The organism is Halobacillus shinanisalinarum (assembly GCF_022919835.1).
GTDB lineage: Bacteria > Bacillota > Bacilli > Bacillales > Halobacillaceae > Halobacillus_A > Halobacillus_A shinanisalinarum.
This window is the reverse complement of record NZ_CP095074.1, coordinates 922115-946158: the sequence shown is the minus strand read 5'-3', so window position 1 is coordinate 946158 and position 24044 is coordinate 922115. Positions and strand designations below refer to the sequence as shown.

Genomic DNA, 24044 nt, shown 5'->3' with positions numbered 1-24044 from the left:
AATGCGCCGTTTATCCCGCATGAACAGTCAGCAAATTTCCGATTTTAAGGAACACAGACTAAGGTCGCCACGTCCTGTAGGCCTCAACGAACCATCACTGAAAACCCCACTGATGGAAGTATTCTTTTATTATTTGGTGACTTTTTGAACATCCTCTTAAATTGGTTTGAATTATCTTGCTGAATGGGACCTTTTATGCTACATTTAAGAATAGTTATCTGTACGTCTTTAGGAGGTGTTGGCACATCATGGAAACACTTGCAATTACTTTACTAGCCATTGATACGATTGCACTAATTGTTCTTGTGCTATTACAATCAGGGAAAAGTGCTGGTTTATCTGGAGCGATCTCTGGAGGAGCTGAGCAGTTGTTTGGTAAGCAAAAAGCCCGCGGTATCGATGCCGTTCTACATCGGGCAACAGTCATAACGGGAGTACTTTTCTTTGTACTTGCATTCTTAGCCACCTACATTTTAGGATAAATTCGATAATGATTAAGGGAGCCGTGCTGTAAGGACAAGCGCGGCTTTTGTTATGGGAAAACAGGATTTAATGTGATTTATGACTGAATTTGGTAAGATAGAAACATTGCAAATGAAGAATGAATTTTTTAAATATGGAAATAGTTGAAGTAAGGAGAGCAAAAATATATGAAAATAAAACAACCAGAACCATTCACATTTGAAGGAGGAGAGCGGGCGGTACTCTTGCTCCACGGTTTTACAGGACATTCTGCGGATGTTCGTATGTTAGGCCGCTTTCTACAAAAGCAAGGGTATACGAGCCATGCTCCGATTTATCGCGGCCATGGAAAAGAACTCGAAGCATTGATCGATGTAACACCTGAACAATGGTGGGCAGATGTTCAAGAAGCGATCAATCACTTACGTGAGCTGGGCTATGAAAAAATTGCAGTAGCCGGACTCTCGCTCGGTGGGGTTCTTGGACTGAAACTTGCATACTCAGAGGCAATTAAGGGTATTGTGACGATGTGTGCCCCGATGTTTTTTGATAATGAAACACAATTGACACAAGGTTTTCAATTCAAAGCTAAACAATACAAGCAGCTTGAAGGTAAAGATAAAGAGACGATAGAAAAGGAAGTACAACAATTATTAAATGAATCAGAAGGTATGTTTAAGCAGCTTGGTGAATTTATTACAACCGTTCATGATGAAGTCGATCAAATTTACACGCCTGCTTTCGTCGTTCAGGCAGAACAAGATGAAATGATTAACACGGAAAGTGCGAGTTATATTTATGAGCAAATTGAGTCCGATCAGAAAGATATCAAATGGTACAAAAACTCTGGCCACGTGATCACAATGGATAAGGAAAAAGAACAGCTTCACGAGGACATCCTCGCTTTTCTCGAATCCCTTGATTGGTCCTAAGCCTTGAGTCTTGTGCTTTACTTGAAGGAGGTAAGGCAAATGAATACAGAACTAAAACAACAGATACGTGAATATTTTAACGAAACGGCCTCAAAGCCGTTATCTGTGCAGGAGCTAGAGGATGCCCTGGAACTTACGGATACAAATGAATTTAAAGATCTTATGAAAGCTTTAAATTCTCTTGAGGAAGAAGGGGAACTTGTCCGAACGAGAAAGAATCGTTTTGGGCTGCCTGAAAAAATGAACCTCATACGCGGCAAAATTCAAATGCATGCGAAGGGGTTTGCGTTCTTAATCCCTGAGGATGATGACAAGGATGATGTGTACATACATCACTCTGATTTACATTCAGCCATGAACAACGATAAAGTTCTCGTCCGGGTAGAAAAGCGAGATGAAAACGGACAGCGCCCTGAGGGAACAGTGATTCGAATTGTTGAACGTGCGACCACACGAGTCGTAGGGACGTATGAATCAAGCCGGAATTTTGGCTTTGTCGTTGCGGATGATAAACGTATTCCAAATGATATATTCATTCCAAAAGGACAAACAAATGGGGCAGCAGATGGGCATAAGGTTATTGCATCGATTACCAAGTTCCCTGAAGAGCGAATGAGTGCAGAAGGGGAAATCGTTGAAATTCTTGGTCATAAAAATGATCCGGGAATTGACATTATTTCGATTATTCATAAACACGGAATTAAAACAGAATTTCCTGGGGAAGTACTTGAACAGGCAGGGGAAGCACCAGATCAAATTTCAGAGGATGAAATTAAGAACCGCCGGGATCTCCGTGATGAAATGATCGTCACGATCGATGGGGCTGACGCCAAAGACTTAGATGATGCTGTAACTGTAAAACAGCTTGATAATGGAAATTATAAATTAGGGGTACACATTGCCGATGTTACCTACTATGTCGAGGGAAATTCCCCGATTGATAAGGAAGCTCGCGAGCGCGCAACAAGTGTCTATTTAGTTGATCGGGTTATTCCAATGATTCCGCATCGGTTATCAAACGGAATTTGTTCACTGAACCCGCAAGTAGATCGTCTAACTCTGTCGTGTGAGATGGAAATCAACGACCGCGGGGACGTCGTAGGTCATGAAATTTTTCAAAGTGTAATTAAAACGAATGAACGAATGACATATAGGGATGTTAATTCGATTTTAGAAGATAATGACGAAGCATTAATTGAGCGGTATAAAGATCTTGTACCCATGTTCCGTGAGATGGAAGGATTGGCAGCGATCCTTCGTAACAAACGTTTCGGCCGCGGGGCAATTGATTTTGACTTTAAAGAAGCTGGCGTTATTGTAGATGAAGAGGGTAAAGCTGTAGATGTCAAACTGCGTGAGCGATCGGTAGCAGAACGCCTAATCGAAGAGTTCATGCTGGCAGCCAACGAAACTGTCGCTGAGCACTTCCACTGGATGGACGTGCCGTTTATCCATCGTGTTCACGAAGATCCAGACGAGTCAAAACTACAAAATTTCTTTGAATTTGTAGCTAATTTAGGTTTTGCTGTGAAGGGGACTGCTGATAATATTCATCCCCAAGCACTACAAAAGGTGCTTGAAGAAGTAAAAGAGACGCATGAGGAAATGATTATTTCAAAACTCATGCTTCGCTCTATGCAACAAGCAAAATACGATCCGCAAAGTCTCGGTCACTTCGGCTTATCAACGGAGTTCTATACTCATTTCACTTCACCGATCCGTCGTTACCCTGACTTAATTGTACACCGTTTAATTCGTACCTATCTGGTGGAAGACCGACTGGATTATAAAACTCGAAAGCATTGGAAGGATCAGCTGCCTGAAATAGCCAAACATTCTTCAGAGATGGAAAGAGCCGCAGTAGATGCTGAACGTGAAACAGATGACCTGAAAAAGGCCGAATATATGGAAGATAAGATAGGTGAAGAGTTTGATGGTGTAGTTAGCTCAGTGACGAGCTTTGGATTATTTGTGGAACTGCCGAATACAGTTGAGGGACTCGTCCATGTAAGTACGCTGACAGATGACTATTATAACTTCCAAGAGAAACAATTTGCTATGATTGGGGAACGGACGGGCAACATCTTCAGAATTGGTGATGAAATTAGAATAAAAGTCGTTAATGTAAACTTGGATGAGCGGGTAGTAGACTTTGAAGTAGTTGGAATGAAGCCAAGAAAAGAACGAGAACGTAAAGCTCGTCCTAAGCAAATACAGACAGAAGCACCTGATAAGAAAAAAAATAAGAAAAAGAATAAACAAAAAGGGAACAAGCCATTCTTTCGCAACAAAGGAGTGCCAAAAAAAGGCCGCAAGAAGAAAAAGTAAGAAGAAAAACGCGCGGAATTACCTCCCGCGCGTTAGTTATTTCCATGTGCCATAAAGGGTCCAAGGATCTTGAACTTCATATGGTGCCAAGTCAGGGATGTTCTTGAACCCTTGATTAGAGAAGTCAATCCAACAGCCATAATTGTCAGGATTTTTTCGCCAATGATCAAGAATGGTCTCAAACAAACCTGGCTGCTCATAATGATCATTCCAGAAATATTTTATGTGAGAATACTGGTACTTTTTCTGATCATTCTTTATCAAAACAACCCTGGTTTGACCAGGATTCACGTACATACTTGCATCCTCTAAGTATCCATCCGTAAAAAAGGCCTTGTCATATGGAAAAGAGTAATAGCATTCATATGGGAATAATCCGAGCTCATTATCTGAAAGATTGAGTAAAAGCGAACGCTTTTGAGTCACATCGTGCACTTCTTCCCATACAGGCCCAGGCATATGTTCTTTTAAAAGATCGGGGGCTGTCAGTGTCAAGTAATGGATGATCGGACCAGATTTTAAGCCTATCTTCTCAAGAACCCTGCGAGTCGGAAGATTATGGACATGCGTATTCGCTCCAATCCATTTAACATGGGATAAGGAGTTGAGTTCCTCCATTACTTGAATGAGAAGCTCTGTGGAATACCCTCTGGATTGATACCTGCGATCACTTCTCAATCGTCCAATCATTGCGAATTTTTTATTGCCAAATAAGCTGTACCCTCCAATAGATACCAGCTTTGTATCTTGAAATAACCCGAATAACTCTTGAGTATTTGAGGCTATTAACCGGTCATAAATTCGAATAATATAGTCATCATCAATCCCAGTATTCATTTGCTCAAATGCAGTAAGATCTTGGAGGGTTAATTTTTTCACATCCATAACTTGTGGTTCCATATGCTTAACTCCCTTTGCTGACATTTGTAAGAACATAATCTCATTTTAAACTTGCAGTGTCCACTGAGATTGTTTACTTCCTTGACCTTATTGACTTCAAATTGGAAAGACAACGTATATTTGGTACAATTAAATTCACGTAATAGAGGAGGAACCGCTATGCCAAGAGGAAACGGGAAAACGATCGCACAAAATAAAAAAGCAGGTCATGACTTTTTTATAGAAGAAACGTATGAAGCGGGAATCGTACTACAAGGAACTGAAATCAAATCAATCCGGGCAAGTCGGGTCAATTTAAAGGATAGCTTTGCGCGAATTCGAAACGGGGAAATTTACTTGCACAATTTGCATATCTCCCCCTATGAACAAGGAAATATCTATAACCACGATCCTACAAGAAGCCGTAAGCTGCTGCTTCACCGCAAACAAATCAATCAGCTGATTGGGCAAACTCAGCAAAAAGGATTTTCTCTTGTACCGCTTAAGATTTATATTAAAAACGGTGTAGCCAAGGTACTAATCGGTCTTGGAAGAGGGAAGAAGAAATATGATAAACGGGAAGACCTTAAGCGTAAGCAGGTCAACCGCGAAATTGACCGTGCGATAAAAGAGAGTTTAAAATAAGTGACTTGACTTTTATGGCTATTTTGATATAATGACTATGTCGCATTAGAAATGAATAAAAAAGCTTGATGCACTATCCTTAATCCTAACGGGGACGTTACGGATTCGACGGGGATAGGTCGAGCTTGGGTTGCAAGTCGAGGCGACGACTCGTAAAACGTCATTTGCCTATAATAACTGGCGAATCTAACGATAACCTAGCTGTAGCTGCGTAAGTAGTCTATAGCTGATCCTTCCTGGCATCGCCCGTGTGCTAGATGAAGGGTCTCAAACTGAAGCGGGCTACGCGTTTTTCCACCGCCTGAGGAAAAGCGAAGAGACTAATCAGGCTAGCTGCTCGGAAGCCTGTTGATAGGCCGAAGAGACAGTGAAATATAGTATATCAACTACGCTTGTAGAAGCCCGAGTGCCGATATCTCCGGACGTGGGTTCGACTCCCACCGTCTCCACCAATACATAAATTGGTGGTTTTTTTGATTCATTGCAATGTAAAGCGTATTGAATTAGACTTTAGCAGATACAAATTGAATGATCATACCAGAGGTACACTACGGATCACCAAGTAGTGTACTTTTTTTAATTGAAATTTTTAAGCAGTCAGTGGCTTCCCTGACTTCCTTAAAGTTGTCATATTTCTTAATAGTCAAAGATATGTTTTTAAGAGTATGTAACAAAGGGGAGAAATTCAATGGCGGATTTTGAAAAAACAGCGAAATTCGAACATGGTTTTTGGCTGCAAGTATTGGGTGATCATGCCCGTTTTATCCACGATTCACTCGCTCCACAACAAAAGCAGGAAATTGACCTTGCTGAGTACTTTATTCAGACATTTGATCAGCTGCTCGCAAGGGTTGAGGTTGACAATCTGATGGCATTAAGTGAAAAAGCCCAGGAAGAAGGAAACAGATTACGAGAATTTAAGCTTCATTTAATTGAACAGCATTTAGTTGGAAAAATTACAATGGGATTAGGGCCAACCTTCATCAATCATATGGTCAATGAGTTGGAGGAGTATTTACGAATTCTAGATTATTTGAAAAAGGGAGAAGTTCCACCAGTCTTTCATGAGCTTCATCACCACTTATTATGGCTTCTGGATGCAGCGGGGCATGCTGGAGCGATCTCAGATAATATGGATAGAATTGAAAAGAAAATTAAAATGAAAAGTGATGACTTTACAAAGGATTTTGAAGAGTTCTATTTAAAAGCGGTTGAAATGACAGGTTTTTTAAGAACAAATTTATCCTCTTTTCCAGCTTTGGAGAGGTTCAATAGCGATGTGTCTCTGGAAATGAAGCTGTTTACAAATTTTCTAAATGAAATAGAAGAATTAGAGTTAAGCAAAGAAGCTTTAGGTACATTTGCTGCTTTGATGGCTGATCATATGATGAGAGAAGAGTGCTATTATTTAACTAAGTTGGCAGAGTCGACAGAGCTTCAACAGCCAAATTGTGATCCAACTAAACCACGCTTAAAAAATTGAAAGGGAGCATGGAAAAATTGGAACCTTCCATCTGTCATTCCCTATGTTTTTACAGGAGACCTACTCAAAAAGTAGGTCTTAATTAATTTCTACTGTTAAACACTTAATCCGTAATTGGCATTGGCGAATTCTATTATGCATAAAGCTGTTTAACAAAGAATACCGAAGCTATTGCCCCGGTATTCTTCATTTCATTAAGCGGGTGACTTAACTGCTTTTCTCGTGCTTATAAGGTGTTTATGAAGCAAGTATTCACTAATGCCTATGACTAAAGAAGTAAGAAGAGCCCCTACAAAAGTGACTTCAGCGCCTGCAAAGATATTCGAAAATCCCCAAATAATTATAAACGATGTTATAAAATCCAGGATGGTACTTTTCCATAACGAACCTTCATCTTTAAGGAGCATATATTCCATAACTATTCCAATAGCTGTAAGTACAATCGCTACCATGATAGGCTGCCATATTGAACCGTAATTCACACTCTCCAAAAAGTACATAGCTAATATTAAAACAATCGGTAATGTTACGATTTTAACTAACAAACTTGTCACACGATCACCTCCAATCTAGGACGTGCTTGTGCGTGAGTGGTAGGACAAGCTAATCCTTTTCTTATTCAATCGAAGATTTTACTTCGTTTAAATAATTCCAAAGCCGAATATTTTCCCTAGTAAAGGCGTCCTTTTGTGACAATTCCCTTAATCTGCTTCTGTAATTTAGGATTCATTTAGTATTATTTTTAAAAAGCAAATTTTTATTCATTTTGGTAAGAATAGTATCAGCAAATGATAAATGAGTTAAATGTTTGAATAGACAAACACCTATACTTTTCCTTTACATATGGTTATTGAGTGTAGTTTATAAGAGGAGTGGATTAAATGTTCTATCATGTAAAGGAGTTACAATATGAGGCAAAGGTTTCACGTCCTGATCCCGAGTATGCAAAAAAACTTCAGGAGGTTCTAGGCGGTCAGTGGGGAGAAATATCTGTGATGATGCAGTATCTCATGCAAGGATTTAATGTTAGAGCAAATAAAAAGTATCGTGATTTACTTTTGGACATTGGAACAGAGGAAATCGCTCATGTTGAAATCCTTTCGACCTTAATTGCCCGTTTATTAGATGGTACGTCGCTGGAATGCGTTGAAGCTCAAGAAAATGCGTACAAATCTGATCCTGCAGTTGCAGCTGTTCTGGGTGGAATGAATCCGCAACATGCGATTGTTTCTGGGCTTGGGGCCATGCCTTCTGATAGTGTGGGAAATCGTTGGACGGCAGATTATATTATTTCAAGTGGTAATCTTCTAGCCGATTTCCGTGCTAATTTAAATGCGGAATCACAGGGACGTCTGCAAGTAGCACGTCTTTACACTATTTCAGACGATCCTTTAGTTAAAGATACATTAAGTTTTCTATTAGCTCGTGATAATGCCCATCAAAACCAATGGATTGAAGCCATTCATGAACTTGAACAGGAAGCTCAGGATGTTGTTGTTCCTACAACCTTCCCTCGTGAATGCCAGTTGCAGGCGGCATCTTATGATTTCTACAATACTTCAAGAGGTCAAGCAGATGCTGATGGTCCTTGGGCACAGGGGGTTGCACCTGATGGAAGAGGAACGTTTAACTACGTATCCCAACCTGTCCCTTATGGGGGTAAAGCAAAACTATCTCCAGCACCAAAAGATGTTTATGATACTCCGCCTTCCTACTAGATATAATATAAAAAGCTGCGTATCACTTGATGCGCAGCTTTTACATTATTTTTTGTCTTCACCAATAATTCTTACTTCTCTTTCAAGTTCTACACCAAATTTCTCCTTTACTGTCTTTTGGACATGTTCGATCAGAGAAATATAGTCCGTTGTTGTTGCATTATCCTTGTTCACGATAAAGCCGGCATGTTTCGTTGATACTTCAGCACCACCGATATTTGTTCCTTGAAGCTTACTGTCTTGAATCAGCTTGCCTGCAAAATATCCCGGTGGGCGTTTAAAGACACTTCCACATGATGGGTATTCAAGCGGCTGCTTGGACTCTCTTTTATGTGTGAGATCATCTACCACGGCTTTAATTTCTTCATATTTGGCAGGTTTAAGGTTAAAGGTTGCTTCGATAACAATATCGCCCTTATCTGGAATATTACTCGTTCTGTAATCTAGGTCCAGCTCAGATGCTAATCTTTTTACGATATTCCCCTGTTTATCGACAACATAAGCATAATCGAGTACATCTTTGATTTCACCACCATAGGCACCTGCATTCATGTAAAGAGCCCCGCCTACTGTCCCAGGGATCCCGCAAGCGAATTCAAGCCCTGAGAGGCGCTGTTCTAAGGCATGAAGTGAGGCATCAATGATTCTCGCACCACTTTGTGCGACAAGGGTATTTTCTTCTGAAGAAATCTCCTTAAGATGGGTAAGATTGATAACAATTCCGCGAATGCCCCCATCTTTTATAATCAAATTCGACCCATTTCCTAGCAAAGTAAATGGAATGTTCTCTTCATTTGAGAATTTTACGACATTTTGAATTTCTTCATAGGTGGTAGGGGTGATAAAGAAGTCGGCTTTCCCGCCCAGTTTTGTATATAAATGATTTCTTAAATCTTCTTCAGCTTTAATGTTTTCTGCTTTCACAAGCTGTAACAATTTATCGTGCGTTTTTTGTTTATTGAACATGAACACCATTCCTATTTGAAGTTTTCTTCATTACTGAAGTTTATAATAAATCTCATCATAATCAAAGTGATTTTATACAATTATATCGTAGGACAAGTAAAATAATCCTTGAAAAAGCAAATTGATTTAAAAAAGCTCCTTAATAATTTAGGCGAAACTGTTGACAGCGTTTTCAATATCGTATAAATTGTAAGTAACAAGTTAACTACGTGACGGAGACATGGAGACTCACACTAATTTTAGCATTTTACTTTCTACTGAAGGGAAGTGCTTGCGATTTAGTGTGGGTCTCTTTTTTGTTTTTAGAATTAGGTTAACTAGAAAAGGAGTGAGAACACTATGTCGGAATTTGTTGCTGAACTTATTGGTACGATGATCCTTGTCATTTTGGGTTGTGGAGTTGTCGGTGGAGTCGTATTAAAAGACACTAAGGCTGAAGGGGCAGGCTGGGTCGTGATTACGATTGGATGGGGGCTGGCCGTTACAATGGGTGTTTATGCTGTTGGAAGCTTTACTGGTGCCCATATTAATCCGGCTGTAACACTCGGCTTTGCTGCAGCAGGGGAGTTTCCTTGGGCAAAAGTTCCATTATACATTAGTGCCCAGCTGATCGGTGGCATTATTGGGGCGGTGATTGTATTTTTCAATTACTTGCCGCACTGGAAAAAAACGAAGGATCAGGGAGCGAAACTTGGTGTATTTGCTACAGATCCAGCTGTGCGCAGTCCTTTTTCAAACTTAGTTAGTGAAATAGTTGGTACGTTTGTTCTGGTAATGGGTCTAATGTTCATTGGTGCGAATGACTTTACAGAAGGGTTGAATCCCTTAATTGTTGGTGCCCTAATTGTAGCGATCGGCATGTCACTAGGTGGAGCAACGGGATATGCGATTAACCCAGCACGTGACCTCGGTCCGCGAATTGCCCATGCTCTACTTCCTATTCCAGGAAAAGGGGGATCGGATTGGGGATATGCCTGGATTCCGATAGTTGGTCCCGTATTAGGAGGGATCTATGGTGCTGTATTTTACCGTGCCTTATTCTTAGGGGAATTTACAGTTGTGTTTTGGATCTTAAGCGTGGTCATGGCAGTGATCTTGATTGGTGCAGCCAGATCTGAACTGAAAAAAGGTGAAACTATGGCAGATAAGATTGAAGAAAAAGTAGTCTAAGGTTAAAAGAGGCTATATAAAAAGTCAATTTTTAAAAGGTATTAAAAACATACATGGAGGCGATCTTTATGAGTGAGAAGTTTATTCTATCTTTAGACCAAGGTACGACAAGTTCACGGGCTATTCTCTTTAACAAGAAAGGGGAAATTGTTGAAACAGGGCAAAAGGAATTCGAGCAATTTTTCCCGAAGCCGGGCTGGGTAGAACATGATGCGAATGAAATATGGACATCAGTTCTCGCATGTATTGCCGACGTACTTAGAAAAGCAGACATCGAGCCTGATCAAATAGAAGGGATTGGCATTACCAATCAACGAGAGACAACGGTTGTGTGGGATAAACAGACAGGAAAGCCGGTCTATAAAGCGATTGTATGGCAATCTCGTCAAACGGACGATATTTGTAAGGAATTGCGTGAAAAAGGTCATAATGATCTGTTTAGAGAAAAAACAGGACTTCTGCTAGATCCTTATTTTTCTGGGACGAAAGTGAAGTGGATTCTGGATAACGTCGATGGAGCCCGTGAGAAAGCAGAGAACGGTGATTTATTGTTTGGCACAATGGACACTTGGCTCGTCTATAAGTTATCAGGGGGAAAAACTCATATCACAGACTATTCCAATGCTTCACGAACACTAATGTTCAATATTTATGCTCTTAAATGGGATGATGAGTTACTGGATATTTTAAATGTGCCGAAAAGCATGCTTCCTGAAGTGAAACAATCCTCAGAAGTGTACGCAAACACGGTTGATTATCATTTCTTTGGTCATGAAGTACCGATCGCCGGAATTGCTGGAGACCAGCAAGCGGCCTTATTTGGGCAGGCCTGTTTTGACAAAGGAATGGCTAAAAATACGTACGGTACCGGTTGCTTTATGTTAATGAATACCGGAGAAGAGGGGTAACCTCTGATCATGGATTGCTAACGACTTTAGCGTGGGGGGTAGACGGCAAAGTAGAGTATGCGCTTGAAGGAAGTATCTTCGTAGCGGGATCCGCGATTCAATGGCTTCGTGATGGATTAAATCTTATTGAAAGTGCTCCCCAAAGTGAAGATTTTGCAAAAAACGTTGATTCTACTGAAGGAGTGTACCTCGTGCCGGCGTTTGTAGGATTAGGGACGCCTTATTGGGATAGCGATGCACGCGGGGCTATGTTCGGGTTAACGCGTGGCACGTCAAAAGATCACGTTGTTCGGGCAACATTAGAGTCATTAGCTTACCAAACGAAGGATGTCCTTGATGCGATGATTGCTGATTCAGGAATCGAATTAAAAACATTACGAGTCGATGGCGGTGCAGTTAAAAATAACTTTCTAATGCAATTCCAAAGCGATATCCTCAGCGTTCCAGTTGAACGTCCGGTTGTGCAAGAGACGACGGCTTTAGGCGCGGCATATCTAGCAGGATTGGCTGTCGGCTACTGGAAAGATAAAGAGGAAATTGCAAAACAATGGCAAAATGAATATACGTTTAAAGAAAAAATGGAAGATGAACAGCGGGATAAACTTTATGAAGGATGGAAAAAAGCTGTTGCGGCAACTAGAGAATTTAAGTAAAGAGTAGTAAAAGAGGCTCCAATCCTACTAGTTTAGCTGTCTAGTATGGATTGGAGCTTTTTTTACAGAAAAAATTTCAGATTGGTATAAAAGCAAAGAAAGCGCTTTATTAATAAGAAGGTTCCATATTTTCTGAATATTGATTGCGAATTTTGTTGGAAATCTGTATCATACTTGTAAATAGATTTTGAAGATATTCATGCTGATAATAGAGAGGATGGGAACAATGGATGAAAAAAAAGATTTGCGTATCCGCAGTAAAGTGATCAGTGAAGGGGTAAACCGTGTTCCTAACCGTTCCATGTTGCGAGCAGTCGGCTTTAAGGATGAAGATTTTAAAAAGCCGATGATTGGTATTGCCAGCACATGGAGTGAAGTTACTCCTTGTAACGTACATATTGATGACTTGGCGAAAGAGGCTAAGCAAGGAGCGGCTGACAACGGCGGAGCTCCGATGATCTTTAACACGATTACGGTCTCTGATGGGATTGCGATGGGACATGAAGGAATGCATTATTCACTGCCAAGTCGGGAAATCATTGCCGATTCGATCGAAACAGTTACGAATGCAGAACGATTGGACGGGGTTGTAGCCATTGGCGGCTGTGACAAGACTACGCCGGGTTGTGTAATGGCCATCGGGCGCTTGAATATTCCTTCCGTCTATGTCTATGGGGGAACGATCCAGCCCGGTAAGTTGGATGGTAAGGATATCGACATCGTCTCTTCCTTCGAAGCTGTCGGCCAGTATCATGAAGGAACGATCAATGATGATCAACTTCATAAAGTAGAATGTCATGCCTGTCCGGGCGCTGGAGCATGTGGTGGGATGTACACAGCCAATACGATGGCCGCGGCGGTAGAAGCTTTAGGAATGAGCATTCCAGGTTCATCTTCTACGCCAGCCGTGAATGATTATAAGGAACAAGAATGTAAACAAGCAGGTGAAATGGTTGTTGAGCTTCTTGAAAAAGGGATCTACCCTCGTGACATTATGACTAAGAAAGCTTTTGAAAATGCAATAACCGTAGTGATGGCTCTTGGCGGGTCAACGAATGCGCTGCTTCATTTAACGGCAATGGCGCATTCAGCAGGGGTTGATCTTTCCCTTGATGACTTTGAAAGAGTACGTCAAAATGTTCCCCACATTGCCGACATGAAACCGAGCGGGAAATATGTTATGCAAGATTTATATGAAAGCGGTGGTGTCCCTGCCGTAATGAAGCTGCTACTTGAGCACGATTTGCTGCATGGTGATTGCTTAACGGTGACTGGAAAAACTTTAGCTGAAAATCTTGCTGAAGCAGACCCATTAAAAGAGGGGCAAAAAGTGATCGTACCGTTCGATGAACCGATCAAACCGAACGGCCCACTTGTTTTGCTAAAAGGTAATCTTGCGCCTGAAGGGGCAGTTGCAAAGATGTCTGGTCAAAAGATCAGCCGTTTTGAAGGGCCGGCACGTGTTTTTGATAGTGAAGCAGAGGCGACAACGGCAATTGTTGAAGATCAAGTGAAGGAAGGCGATGTCGTCATCATCCGTAACGTTGGTCCAAAAGGTGGGCCCGGAATGCCGGAGATGCTGTCGATCACATCGATGATTGTCGGAAAAGGTCTCGGGGGGAAAGTAGCTCTATTAACGGACGGGCGATTCTCAGGGGGTTCCCATGGATTTGTGATTGGACATGTCGCCCCTGAAGCGTTCGTTGGTGGTCCAGTCGGGCTTCTAAAAGAGGGTGACAAGATTATGATCGATAGTGATACACAACAAATTAATTTTGACGTAACGGATGAAGAATTGGAGCAGCGTAAGAAGGAATGGGTCAAACCCGAGCCGAGGCATAGGACAGGTATGTTGGCAAAGTATGCGCGTCTTGTTTCCTCGTCTGCAAAAGGTGCTGTTACTGATCTTGATCTAGAATAAAATTATAAAAAAGAGCCATTTCGGCTCTTTTTTAATGGAATGAATCAATTTCATAATTTAAGCCCCTTCTGCCCCAAGGGATTCAAAACACACATAAGGAACTACCTCCACAAATCTAGTCAAGTAGGAAGTTTGAAATCATTTTTATTAGGTTAAGGGCAGTAATCTGGAAGACTCAATCTCGAAATAGGTTTCCGTTTCCTTGGATGGAGAAGGAGGTCCGGGAAAATCACTCGCTTTCCGTGGGCATGCGCTGAGCCTCCTCGGACTCCGTCCTCCGGGGTCTCACCTGTCATGTTCATCACACAGGAGTCTCGCAATTTTCCGGACCCTTGTGTTTGTGAGAAGAACGGAAACACTACAGATTCACAGTACCCAAAACGGCAGAAGAACTTCCTATCAGAGAGCTGAAAATCTCTCTGTGATGGGGTTATTATGCCACATCATGATGGATAAAGCCCTCTGAACATTGGAGACTTATTCGGAATACGAATGGCTCCGTTCATCACAAAACAGCCACCCCGAGCCCTCATACCGTAACGGACCTAAGTGTCTCGGAGCTGAGTCTTCAGGATAAGGGGACTATGTGAAGCAACATGGATAGAAGGTGATCAAATTTCTTTATAAAACGTAAACTAAAATCTGCTGGATAAGAATCCAGTTTGAACCTTTTCGGAAAAGAACCATATATTCTGCTAGTATTTGGCATTTTAAAAAGAGCAATTATAAAATTGATTTGAATGATAAAAACGACAGCAATAGGAGGTTCAAACATGACGACACTTGGTCTAATAAGACATGGAAGTACACCATGGAACCAAGAAAAAAGGGCGCAGGGGAATTCGGACATTCCATTAGATGATCAGGGTATAAGGGAAGCACAAAAGCTTGCTGATCGATTGTTCCATGAGAGCTGGGAGATCATTTACTCGAGTCCTCTAAAAAGGGCAAAACAAACCGCAGAAGTTATAGCTGAGCGGTTAGACATTGACGAAATTGATTTCGATCAAAGAATTAAGGAAGTTGCTGGTGGTCAAATAGAGGGCACGACGGAAGACGAGAGAATAGAGAAATGGGGAGATGATTGGCGTGATCTTGATCTAGGCATCGAACAACAGCCGAGTGTAATCAAACGAGGTACGTCATTTATCAAGGAAATTATCGAGAAACATCCCAATCAACGGGTGCTTATTGTGAGTCATGGTTCTTTTATTGGTCATCTTGTACAAGTGTTGGATGCAAGCTTTAAAGAAGATAAGAAGTTAGATAATACATCTGTAACTACTTTGAATAAAGCTGACGAAAAGTGGATATGTGATTTATATAACTGTACAAAACATTTAGCTTATTGATTTAGTTAAAAATACCCCTTGATTAAAACCCAACAATATACACCGAAATTTAATTAGTTTTCAAGAAGAAAGAGATACGTTTATCAGGCGTATCTCTTATTTTATTGGGATTTTTCAGTAGTCAGTGAGGTTGAATACGAAAAGAAATCATACTGGTAATTTTACTAACTTCTATTCATCAAGTGGTACACAAGTTTCATTGACATTGATAATCATTATCAACTATGCTTGTGTTGCGATCAATTGAAAATAATTATCAATTAGTGGAGGGATTTTTCCATGCAGACTCAAGCGAAGGAAACGAATCAGTCATTATTAAAGACACAAGAGGTAAGAGAATCCAATGCTCGCTCATACCCGCGCAGGATTCCGATAGCAATCGATCAGGCAAAAGGAATTTATGTTACAGATATGGATGGAAAACGGTACTATGACTGTTTAGCAGGAGCGGGCACATTAGCTCTCGGGCATAATCATCCCACCGTAGTGGAAGCCATGGAAGTTATGTTAAAAAGTGAAAAACCTTTACACACACTCGATCTGACAACACCTGTAAAAGAAACATTCGTAAGTGAGTTATTTTCTGCGCTGCCAGAGGGGTTTGCTGAAAAAGCTAAAATTCAATTCTGCGGTCCTACAGGTGGGGATGCGATCGAGGCAGCTATGAAACTAGTAAAAACAGCAACAGGCAGGAGTGGCATTCTATCTTTTCATGGGGGTTACCACGGGTCTACACATGGAACGATGGCGATTAGTGGAACCTTAGGGCCAAAGGAAAACGTTCAGGGACTAATGCCTAATACGCACTTTTTACCCTATCCCTACGCTTATCGCTGCCCATTTGGTGTAGGAGGGGAAGAAAGCCACCAGTTAAGCAGCCGGTATATTGAGAACATGTTAGATGATCCTGAGAGTGGAATCCTGCCGCCTGCAGCTATGATCTTAGAAGTCGTTCAAGGTGAAGGCGGATCGGTTCCTGCGAATGTTGAGTGGTTGAAAGAAATGAGACGGATAACAAGAGAAAGAGGAATACCGCTCATTATCGATGAGATACAAACAGGTATCGGCCGGACAGGGAAGTTCTTCGCTTTCGAACACGCAGATATCGTACCTGACGTTATTGTTTTATCCAAAGCTATAGGAGGCAGCTTGCCGTTATCCGTAGTTATTTATGATAAAGAGTTGGATAAATGGGCTCCAGGTGCTCATATTGGCACGTTTAGAGGAAATCAATTGGCTATGGCAGCGGGTACCGCAACGATCAAATATATTAAAGAGAATCATTTGGCAGCACACGCGGAAGCGATGGGGGAACGATTGATAAACAAGTTAGGTAATATGCAAGAAAAAGTTCCTGAATTAGGAGACGTTAGGGGCAGAGGATTGATGGTTGGGATTGAAATGATCGACCCGACGAAGAAGCAAGCCAGCAATGGAAGCTATCCTGCTAACCCAGACTTGGCCAGTGCGATTCAACGCCATTGCCTTGAGCGGGGATTGATCGTGGAGGTAGGAGGGAGACATGGAAGTGTTATTCGAATGTTACCTCCATTAATCATCACTAAAGACCAAATTGATGAAGTGGCGGTTATTATGCGTGAATCTATTACAACTGCACTAGAAATGAGGTAGTTTCCAGTGGAATCCATACATCAAACGAAGGATAATAAACCATTCGAGGACCTTTTTTTTCATAAAGGTCCTAAAGGAATAAAAGCTTATGAAGATGTCGTGAAACAAGTATCAACTAAGCTCATTGATATTTACTCTAATGTTAATCAGCCATACGTCGGTAAGAAGTCTGAGGAAATCAGAAAAGAAATACAAGGCTCATTGCATTCAACTAAGCAAGAGGAATCGTTAAGTGATTTCTTAGAGGCAATAGATGTTCCTATTTTAAGAAACAGCCTTCATGTAACTCATGAGAAGAGTGTCGCCCATTTACATTGTCCCCCACTGCTCCCAGGGATAGCAGCAGAAATGATGATCAGTTTACTTAATCAGTCCATGGATTCATGGGAGCAAAGTACAGCAGCAACGTATGTAGAACAAGAAATGATTTCATGGTTAACGAAACGATTTGGGCTTCCTGCTGAAGCAGATGGAGTATTTTCAAGCGGCGGCAGCCAATCCAATTATATGGGTCTCCTATTAGCCAGGGATTCCTTTTGTGAACAGCACTGGGGCTGCAATGTACAAGAGCATGGGTTACCTGAAGGGTTTAAAAAGATGAAGATTCTATGCTCTGAGGAGGCCCACTTTACTGTCCAGAAATCCGCTTCGCAGCTAGGGTTAGGAGCAGATGCGGTCGTAACAGTAAAGACAGATCATCATCACAGGCTTAGTATTCCTCATTTATATGAAGCATTACGTGTGTTAAGTGACGAAGGTTCTTTGCCGTTTGCTTTAGTTGGTACTTGCGGGACGACGGATTTTGGCAGCATTGATCCACTTGATGAACTGGCTGAGGTGGCTCACTCGAATGGGTTATGGCTTCACGTTGATGCTGCGTTTGGCGGGGCGTTGATATTAAGCCATACTCATGCCTATAAATTAAATGGAATTCAATTGGCAGATTCAATTACAGTCGATTTTCACAAATTATTTTATCAGCCGATTAGTTGTGGGGCTTTTCTAGTCAATGATAGACGTTCATTTAACTATACGAATCATCATGCGGACTATTTAAATCCTGAATCAGATGAAGCAGAAGGAATTGTCAATCTAGTAAACAAATCTATTGTGACTACAAGAAGATTTGATGCGTTTAAAATTTTTGCCTCCTTAAAAATTGTCGGTACAGATCAGTTCCGAGAAATGATTGATCACACTTTTTCACTTGCAAAAAGATCCGCACACCTTATCGATAGATTAGAGCTATTTAACGTATTAAATGTAAATCCAGAGTTAAATACGATCATCTTCCGTTTTCAACCTGGAGATGTTCCTGAAGATGAACTGAACACATTAAATCATTCTATCCAGCAACGATTGCTGCATGAAGGAACAGCTGTTATTGCAAAAACTAAAGTTCAAAAAGCTACGTATCTGAAATTCACCTTGCTTAATCCAAGAACGCAAATTCAAGATATCCATTCGATTGTAAAAGACATAGAATTACTTGGGTTAAAGGAACTGGAAAAAAGGAGGATCATTCAATGACTCAGACTACATTAATGGCAGAACAGGCTACTATGCAAAGCTTTGTAAATTGTTATCTACGTGAAACAGGTCAATTTAAAATTGAAAGCAGCAAAAATTTATCTCAGTTAGCGATGAACGTAGAAAAAGTTATTGTCTGTGAGTTGCCCTACCAAAATAGGACACTATTCTTTCCTGTTGATTATTGGTCACTTACGGGGCGTCATAAATTGATCTTTCCGCTTTATTTAAAAACTGGAGAGCGTGATGAACTCGTATCCCTTGATTATATTACGCTCGTTTCTTTGATTACAAAAGAACTTTCACTAAAGCATCGACAGCAGGAAGCACAGGATGAACTAATGCTAAGGGTGATTCTCAGCTGTCAGAACATGAAAAGGTATATTGAAAATCGAAGAGAAGAAGCAGAGAAGCTCGTTGGCGCTGATTTTGATTTTATTGAAGCGGAACAATCGCTATTGTTAGGGCATTTGTTGCATCCGACACCTAAAAGTAAACAAGGGATATCGAATAAAGAGGACAACCTCTATTCGCCAGAAATGAAAGGAGAGTTTCAACTGCACTATTTTAGGGCGGATAAAGATTATATTGTCCAAGGCAGCAGTCTAGCTGATTCTGCAGGTGACCAAATGATAGAGCAGCTGAATGGTGACCCTGAAATAGATGTTGAAACGTTAGAGCGAATTCTTGAGAAAAGTGAGAATTCGGTGGTATTTCCAGTGCATCCACTGCAAGCTAAGCAAATGCTTGAAGATGATGAAGTTTTATCATTGATGGATAAGAAAGAGCTAGTCTATCTAGGTCCATTGGGTTCAAAATACTCACCAACATCATCATTCCGTACCGTGTTTAGGAAAGATTCCAAATATATGTATAAGTTTTCGCTTCCCATAAAAATTACAAATTCGTTGCGAATCAATCAGCAAAAAGAATTAGACAGAGGAGTTGAGGTCTCAAATCTGCTAAAAACAGGAGTTGGAGAGAGCTTATCTAATGCTTACCCGAGTTTTCAAGTAATCCAAGACCCTGCTTATATCAAACTTAAACTTCCTCACTCAAATTCAGCTTATGACGTCGTTTTACGTAACAATCCTTTTCGTATAGAAGGTGACCAAGTAACGTTAATTGCTGGCTTATGCCAGGACCATGCGTATAGTCAACGATCAAGATTGCAAGTAGTCATAGAGAAGATTGCCAGGGCTGAAGGAAGATCATTAGAAGCAGTAAGTCTGGATTGGTTTAAGCGATATTTATCGTTAACCTTGGAGCCGCTCATGTGGCTGTACAAGACCTATGGAATTGCCCTTGAGGCCCATCAACAAAATTCCTTAGTAAAGTTGGAAAACGGCTATCCTGTTCACTTTTATTACCGTGATAATCAGGGATACTACTTCAGCGAGTCGAAAGCGGATCTGCTGAGAAGTCATTTACCAAGATTAAACGAGGAAAGTGATACAATTTGTTCTGATACGATCGCTGTAGAACGGTTTAGGTATTACTTTTTCATTAATCACTTATTTGGTTTAATCAATAGCTTTGGAATGAATGGATTAATAAAAGAGGAGTATTTACTTGATGTTTTAAGAGAACGGCTAGCATACCATAACGACCAAACGAATGAATTATTGAATTCGCTTTTGAATGACTCGACATTGCCTTGTAAAGCCAATCTATTAACACGCTTCTATGACCTGGATGAATTGGTTGGTTCTTTAGAAAACCAATCGGTATATACCTTCGTGGACAACCCTCTTTGCAAGGAGGCACAAGAAGTATATGGAACATAAGGTTTTTGATCACACGGTAAAACAATCGATTTCATTTAGACCATTTGATTTAAACAGGGATTTCCCGTCAGTTTTTAAGTGGATGCACGAGAGTCATGTTATTCCTTACTGGCAACTCAATTTCCCTAAAGAAGAATTGTTTCAGCATATGAAGAAAGCGGTGCACGATCAGGATCAGTGTTTATATATAGGATTACTGAATGGACAGCCAATGAGCTATTGGGAGGCTTATTGGGTTAAGGGTGATGTAGTAGAAGGAAGCTATCCGGCAGAACCATTTGACCAGGGCATTCACCTATTAATTGGTGAAAAGGATTACCTCGGTAAAGGATTGGCTCTCCCACTCTTAAGGGCTATGGTGAACGTGCAATTTAGACATAAAGCCACCCAAAGAGTGATCGCTGAACCTGATTACAGAAATAAGAAAATGATTCATGTCTTCGAAAAGTGCGGTTTTAAACAGATGAAACCTATTCAACTGCCAGATAAAAAAGCGATGTTAATGTTTTGTGAGCGAGATGTTTATGAAAAGAGGTGGCCCCATGTCTACTCATGAAAAAGACCAGGAACAACACATTTATGATGTCATCGGAATCGGTTTAGGGCCTTTTAACTTAGGGCTTGCCGCCTTATTAGACGACATTGATGAGATGAATGGCATTTTCCTTGATAAGAAACAGGAGTTTGACTGGCATCCAGGAATGATGATAGAAGGCACCACGCTTCAAGTTCCTTTTTTTGCTGATCTAGTAAGTATGGCGAATGTAAAGAGTGAGTATAGCTTTTTGAATTACTTGCAGCGGCACGGGCGTTTATATCATTTTTATTTTCTAGAAAAATTCCATATCTCACGTAAGGAATATAACCATTATTGTCGTTGGGTGTCTAATCAACTAAACAGATGCAAGTTTAATATGGATGTACAATCTGTTCATCAACTTCAACTGGATGATGGGGAAGAAGTGTATGAGGTACATGTGGAAAACCTAATCCAACAGAGAAACGAGCGATTATTGACGAGAAACCTCGTTGTAGGGATAGGATCTGTCCCTGCTGTTCCTGCAAACCTGGAAAAGAATGTGGGGGATACAGTCTTTCATACGTCAGATTATTTAGCAAAAAAGGAAGAGGTATCAAAAGCAGATTCGATTACGGTTGTCGGATCGGGACAAAGTGCAGCGGAGGTATTTCTTGACTTGCTTAAGGAAAGAGGGGAAGAAGCTGAATTACATTGGTACACACGGTCTAAAGGCTTTTTTCCAATGGAATATTCAAAACTGGGTCTTGAATACTTTTCACCAGATTATACCAATTTCTTTTATAAACTACCTCAACAGAAGAAGGATACCCTATTAAAAGACCAGGATCTTTTATACAAAGGGATAAGTACGGAAACGATCTCAGAATTATACGATTGTCTGTATGAGGGAACGGTCGGAAATGAAAGCTTGGATGTTCATTTACAGGCCATGTCCGAAATCATGTCTATTGATGAAGGAGGCTCGAGGTGGAGAATGAGGGGGAGCCACTTCGTAACAGGGGAGGATTTTGAACATGAAAGCAATGTCATTATCCTTGGAACAGGCTATAAAACGGCGGTCCCACAGTTCCTGTCCCCGATTTCCCATCTTATTAACTGGGATGATCAGGGAAGGTATCAAGTAGAACAGGATTATAAGGTTTCCAGTGACCATAAGATCTTTGTTCAAAACGCTGAGATGCATACACATGGTGTGGGAGCTCCTGACCTTGGGCTAGGTGCTTATCGAAATGCTGTCATTATTAACAGTATCACTGGAAGAGAAGTCTTTCCGCTGGATGATCAAAATGTCTTTCAAACGTTTGGAACTGTAAAACAACATAGAAAGAAGGGGTATCATGTTATACAAGGATAAATTAAAAGGAATTTTGAATAAGGAACGATGGGGGCAAGTGAACAAACAGCTTTTAGCAAAGATGATTTCTGAATATATGTATGAGGATATGATTCAGCCCCAGGTTATTTCTGAAAGTGACCTTACAGCATATAGACTCGTTATTAACCAACATAAGTCCTATCAATTTCTAGTGAAAAAACGATATTTTGATAGTTTCGATGTTCGAGCAGATTCTATTGAAATCGTGGAAGATGGAGATGTAAAAGAGGCTGTGAGTGCGATTGAGTTTCTCCTTGATCTACAGCAGTTGATTGCCATGTCACCCGAAACGGTCAGTCATTTAATCAAAGAACTAAACCACACATTGTTGGCTGATGCCCATATTGCAAGGGAAGAGTCACCAAGCTCTGATCAATTAATACATGAAGACTATGCGTGGCTTGAGGGGGAAATGACGGGTCACCCCTGGATTACGTACAACAAAGGACGAATCGGATTTGGTTATGATGACTATTTAGCTTACGCTCCTGAACAACAGCAGGAAGTAAAATTACTCTGGATCGCTGTTCATCGCAGAAGGGCAAGCTTTCTTTCTGTTCAGAGCCTTTCCTATGAAGCTCTTATTGATCAAGAGCTTTCCACTCATGAAAAAGAACAATTTACGAGTGAGTTAACGAAATACGGGGTTCAATCAGAGGATTACTACTTTATGCCAGTTCACGTATGGCAATGGAAAAATGTGATTATTCAACAGTTCGCTGAAGATATAGCGAATGAGTATATTATTCCAATAGGCGAGGGAAAGGATAACTATTTACCGCAGCAGTCAATTCGAACATTAGTAAATCAATCCAATCATATGAAAAACCATGTCAAGCTGCCGATGAGTATTTTAAATACTCTCGTCTACAGGGGGCTCCCTTCCGAGCGGACAGTCATTGCCCCACAAATTACTGAATTCATAAAAGGTATTTATGAGAAAGATTCGTTTTTAAAGAATAAATGCCGGGTGATTCTGCCAGGTGAAATTGCCAGTATCAATGTCGACCATCATTATTATGATCAGGTCAAGCAAGCCCCTTATCAGTACCATGAAATGCTGGGAGTCATTTTTAGAGAGAGCATATATTCATACCTTGAAGAAGGAGAGCAGGCCATCACGTTAGCTGCTTTGCTTCATGAAGATAAACAGGGAAAGCCTTTTATACAAAGTTTAATTGAGAACTCCGATCTATCTGCAGACAAGTGGATGGATGATTTGTTCCAAGTAGTAATGGAGCCGCTTCTACACTTTCTGTATCAATATGGGACGGTATTTTCCCCGCACGGTCAAAATACCATCTTAGTATTAAAAGATCATAAACCTCATCGTTTAGCCGTCAAAGATTTTGTTGATGATGTCAATATTAGTGACCAGCCTTTTGAGGAGTTGTATGGGCTGACAGATGAGCTTAAGCAAGTACTTAGAAGTGAACCGCCGGAAGGGTTGACTCAGTTTATTTTTACAGGGTTATTCATTTGTCATTTACGTTATTTGGCCTCTATTATGGACAACCACCAGTTATTATCTGAAAGGGAGTTCTGGGATAAATTAACTCGTGCGATTACTGATTATCAAAATAAGTTTCCTCAATTGGAAGAACGTTTCAAACTGTTTGACTTTTTTAAAGAGGAGTTTACTAAGCTGTGTTTAAATCGTAACCGCATGATTGACTACGGATACGAAGATGGCGAGGATCGACCCCATGCCTCCGAGTTTGGAAAAGTGACAAACGCTTTGGCTCATTTATCGGTAAAATAA

Annotated in this window: 18 protein-coding genes, 1 other RNA gene and 1 pseudogene; 17 read left to right on the top strand and 3 right to left on the bottom strand. The window is 40.8% G+C overall.

The window, feature by feature from the left end; genetic code table 11:
* Positions 1-248 precede the first annotated feature (248 nt).
* The 3 genes from secG to rnr all read left to right on the top strand — a co-directional run bounded on the left by secG (position 249) and on the right by rnr (position 3722).
* The gene (gene secG, locus MUO14_RS05005; protein ID WP_244753984.1) at positions 249-482 is read left to right on the top strand and encodes a preprotein translocase subunit SecG; all 234 of its coding nucleotides are present in this window, start codon (positions 249-251) and stop codon (positions 480-482) included.
* A 168-nt stretch (positions 483-650) separates the two neighbouring features.
* The gene (locus tag MUO14_RS05000; RefSeq protein ID WP_244753983.1) at positions 651-1394 is read left to right on the top strand and encodes an alpha/beta hydrolase; all 744 of its coding nucleotides are present in this window, start codon (positions 651-653) and stop codon (positions 1392-1394) included.
* 39 nt (positions 1395-1433) lie between these two features.
* A complete protein-coding gene (gene rnr / locus MUO14_RS04995; protein WP_244753982.1) occupies positions 1434-3722 on the top strand; it encodes a ribonuclease R in 2289 nt (762 codons plus the stop codon).
* 36 nt (positions 3723-3758) lie between these two features.
* Here the strand turns inward: rnr and MUO14_RS04990 are convergent, their stop codons facing one another.
* A complete protein-coding gene (locus MUO14_RS04990) occupies positions 3759-4622 on the bottom strand; it encodes a GNAT family N-acetyltransferase (protein ID WP_244753981.1) in 864 nt (287 codons plus the stop codon).
* Between the two features lie 159 nt (positions 4623-4781).
* Here MUO14_RS04990 and smpB point away from each other — a divergent pair, with 159 nt between their 5' ends.
* The 3 genes from smpB (at position 4782) to MUO14_RS04975 (ending at position 6729) form a co-directional block, all read left to right on the top strand.
* Positions 4782-5246: an SsrA-binding protein SmpB gene (gene smpB / locus MUO14_RS04985; RefSeq protein ID WP_244753980.1), complete on the top strand. Its 465-nt coding sequence runs from the start codon at positions 4782-4784 to the stop codon at positions 5244-5246.
* Positions 5247-5336: 90 nt separating this feature from the next.
* Positions 5337-5698: a transfer-messenger RNA gene (ssrA, locus tag MUO14_RS04980) on the top strand.
* A 236-nt stretch (positions 5699-5934) separates the two neighbouring features.
* Complete coding sequence (locus MUO14_RS04975; RefSeq protein ID WP_244753978.1) at positions 5935-6729, top strand: DUF2935 domain-containing protein; 795 nt, start codon at positions 5935-5937, stop codon at positions 6727-6729.
* A gap of 194 nt (positions 6730-6923) precedes the next feature.
* Here MUO14_RS04975 and MUO14_RS04970 read toward each other — a convergent pair whose 3' ends face one another.
* Positions 6924-7283: a DUF2512 family protein gene (locus tag MUO14_RS04970; protein ID WP_244753976.1), complete on the bottom strand. Its 360-nt coding sequence runs from the start codon at positions 7281-7283 to the stop codon at positions 6924-6926.
* 327 nt (positions 7284-7610) lie between these two features.
* On the opposite strand from MUO14_RS04970, the gene MUO14_RS04965 reads away from it, so the two are divergent.
* The gene (locus MUO14_RS04965) at positions 7611-8447 is read left to right on the top strand and encodes a manganese catalase (RefSeq protein ID WP_244753975.1); all 837 of its coding nucleotides are present in this window, start codon (positions 7611-7613) and stop codon (positions 8445-8447) included.
* A 45-nt stretch (positions 8448-8492) separates the two neighbouring features.
* On the opposite strand, the gene murB is transcribed toward MUO14_RS04965, so the two are convergent.
* On the bottom strand, positions 8493-9413 hold the full coding sequence (murB, locus tag MUO14_RS04960; RefSeq protein WP_244753974.1) for a UDP-N-acetylmuramate dehydrogenase: 921 nt from the start codon (positions 9411-9413) through the stop codon (positions 8493-8495).
* Between the two features lie 339 nt (positions 9414-9752).
* Here murB and MUO14_RS04955 point away from each other — a divergent pair, with 339 nt between their 5' ends.
* The 10 genes and pseudogenes from MUO14_RS04955 to MUO14_RS04910 all read left to right on the top strand — a co-directional run bounded on the left by MUO14_RS04955 (position 9753) and on the right by MUO14_RS04910 (position 24044).
* Positions 9753-10583 carry an MIP/aquaporin family protein gene (locus tag MUO14_RS04955; RefSeq protein WP_244753972.1) on the top strand — a complete coding sequence of 277 codons (831 nt, stop codon included), beginning with the start codon at positions 9753-9755 and terminating at the stop codon, positions 10581-10583.
* Positions 10584-10651: 68 nt separating this feature from the next.
* Positions 10652-12144 (top strand): annotated as a pseudogene (gene glpK / locus MUO14_RS04950) (glycerol kinase GlpK).
* Positions 12145-12370: 226 nt separating this feature from the next.
* On the top strand, positions 12371-14065 hold the full coding sequence (gene ilvD, locus MUO14_RS04945; protein ID WP_244753971.1) for a dihydroxy-acid dehydratase: 1695 nt from the start codon (positions 12371-12373) through the stop codon (positions 14063-14065).
* Between the two features lie 773 nt (positions 14066-14838).
* Entirely contained in the window at positions 14839-15417 is a 579-nt protein-coding gene (locus tag MUO14_RS04940; protein WP_244753969.1) for a histidine phosphatase family protein, read from the top strand.
* Positions 15418-15696: 279 nt separating this feature from the next.
* On the top strand, positions 15697-17049 hold the full coding sequence (locus MUO14_RS04935; RefSeq protein WP_244753968.1) for an aspartate aminotransferase family protein: 1353 nt from the start codon (positions 15697-15699) through the stop codon (positions 17047-17049).
* Positions 17050-17055: 6 nt separating this feature from the next.
* A complete protein-coding gene (locus tag MUO14_RS04930; RefSeq protein WP_244753967.1) occupies positions 17056-18579 on the top strand; it encodes a pyridoxal phosphate-dependent decarboxylase family protein in 1524 nt (507 codons plus the stop codon).
* Complete coding sequence (locus tag MUO14_RS04925; RefSeq protein ID WP_244753965.1) at positions 18576-20366, top strand: IucA/IucC family protein; 1791 nt, start codon at positions 18576-18578, stop codon at positions 20364-20366. The genes MUO14_RS04930 and MUO14_RS04925 overlap by 4 nt, the downstream gene beginning before the upstream one ends.
* On the top strand, positions 20356-20922 hold the full coding sequence (locus tag MUO14_RS04920; protein WP_244753964.1) for a GNAT family N-acetyltransferase: 567 nt from the start codon (positions 20356-20358) through the stop codon (positions 20920-20922). The genes MUO14_RS04925 and MUO14_RS04920 overlap by 11 nt, the downstream gene beginning before the upstream one ends.
* On the top strand, positions 20909-22261 hold the full coding sequence (locus MUO14_RS04915) for a lysine N(6)-hydroxylase/L-ornithine N(5)-oxygenase family protein (protein WP_244753963.1): 1353 nt from the start codon (positions 20909-20911) through the stop codon (positions 22259-22261). Before MUO14_RS04920 ends, MUO14_RS04915 begins: the two co-directional genes overlap by 14 nt.
* Positions 22245-24044, top strand: coding sequence for an IucA/IucC family protein (locus tag MUO14_RS04910; RefSeq protein ID WP_244753962.1), 1800 nt, complete (start codon positions 22245-22247; stop codon positions 24042-24044). Before MUO14_RS04915 ends, MUO14_RS04910 begins: the two co-directional genes overlap by 17 nt.

What these genes read in the sequence shown, in the direction of transcription:
- secG (WP_244753984.1), top strand. Translation starts at nt 249, where the DNA reads ATGGAAACACTTGCAATTACTTTACTAGCCATTGATACGATTGCACTA.
- MUO14_RS05000 (WP_244753983.1), top strand. Translation starts at nt 651, where the DNA reads ATGAAAATAAAACAACCAGAACCATTCACATTTGAAGGAGGAGAGCGG.
- rnr (WP_244753982.1), top strand. Translation starts at nt 1,434, where the DNA reads ATGAATACAGAACTAAAACAACAGATACGTGAATATTTTAACGAAACG.
- MUO14_RS04990 (WP_244753981.1), bottom strand. Translation starts at nt 4,622, where the DNA reads ATGGAACCACAAGTTATGGATGTGAAAAAATTAACCCTCCAAGATCTT.
- smpB (WP_244753980.1), top strand. Translation starts at nt 4,782, where the DNA reads ATGCCAAGAGGAAACGGGAAAACGATCGCACAAAATAAAAAAGCAGGT.
- MUO14_RS04975 (WP_244753978.1), top strand. Translation starts at nt 5,935, where the DNA reads ATGGCGGATTTTGAAAAAACAGCGAAATTCGAACATGGTTTTTGGCTG.
- MUO14_RS04965 (WP_244753975.1), top strand. Translation starts at nt 7,611, where the DNA reads ATGTTCTATCATGTAAAGGAGTTACAATATGAGGCAAAGGTTTCACGT.
- murB (WP_244753974.1), bottom strand. Translation starts at nt 9,413, where the DNA reads ATGTTCAATAAACAAAAAACGCACGATAAATTGTTACAGCTTGTGAAA.
- MUO14_RS04955 (WP_244753972.1), top strand. Translation starts at nt 9,753, where the DNA reads ATGTCGGAATTTGTTGCTGAACTTATTGGTACGATGATCCTTGTCATT.
- ilvD (WP_244753971.1), top strand. Translation starts at nt 12,371, where the DNA reads ATGGATGAAAAAAAAGATTTGCGTATCCGCAGTAAAGTGATCAGTGAA.
- MUO14_RS04940 (WP_244753969.1), top strand. Translation starts at nt 14,839, where the DNA reads ATGACGACACTTGGTCTAATAAGACATGGAAGTACACCATGGAACCAA.
- MUO14_RS04935 (WP_244753968.1), top strand. Translation starts at nt 15,697, where the DNA reads ATGCAGACTCAAGCGAAGGAAACGAATCAGTCATTATTAAAGACACAA.
- MUO14_RS04925 (WP_244753965.1), top strand. Translation starts at nt 18,576, where the DNA reads ATGACTCAGACTACATTAATGGCAGAACAGGCTACTATGCAAAGCTTT.
- MUO14_RS04920 (WP_244753964.1), top strand. Translation starts at nt 20,356, where the DNA reads ATGGAACATAAGGTTTTTGATCACACGGTAAAACAATCGATTTCATTT.
- MUO14_RS04915 (WP_244753963.1), top strand. Translation starts at nt 20,909, where the DNA reads ATGTCTACTCATGAAAAAGACCAGGAACAACACATTTATGATGTCATC.
- MUO14_RS04910 (WP_244753962.1), top strand. Translation starts at nt 22,245, where the DNA reads ATGTTATACAAGGATAAATTAAAAGGAATTTTGAATAAGGAACGATGG.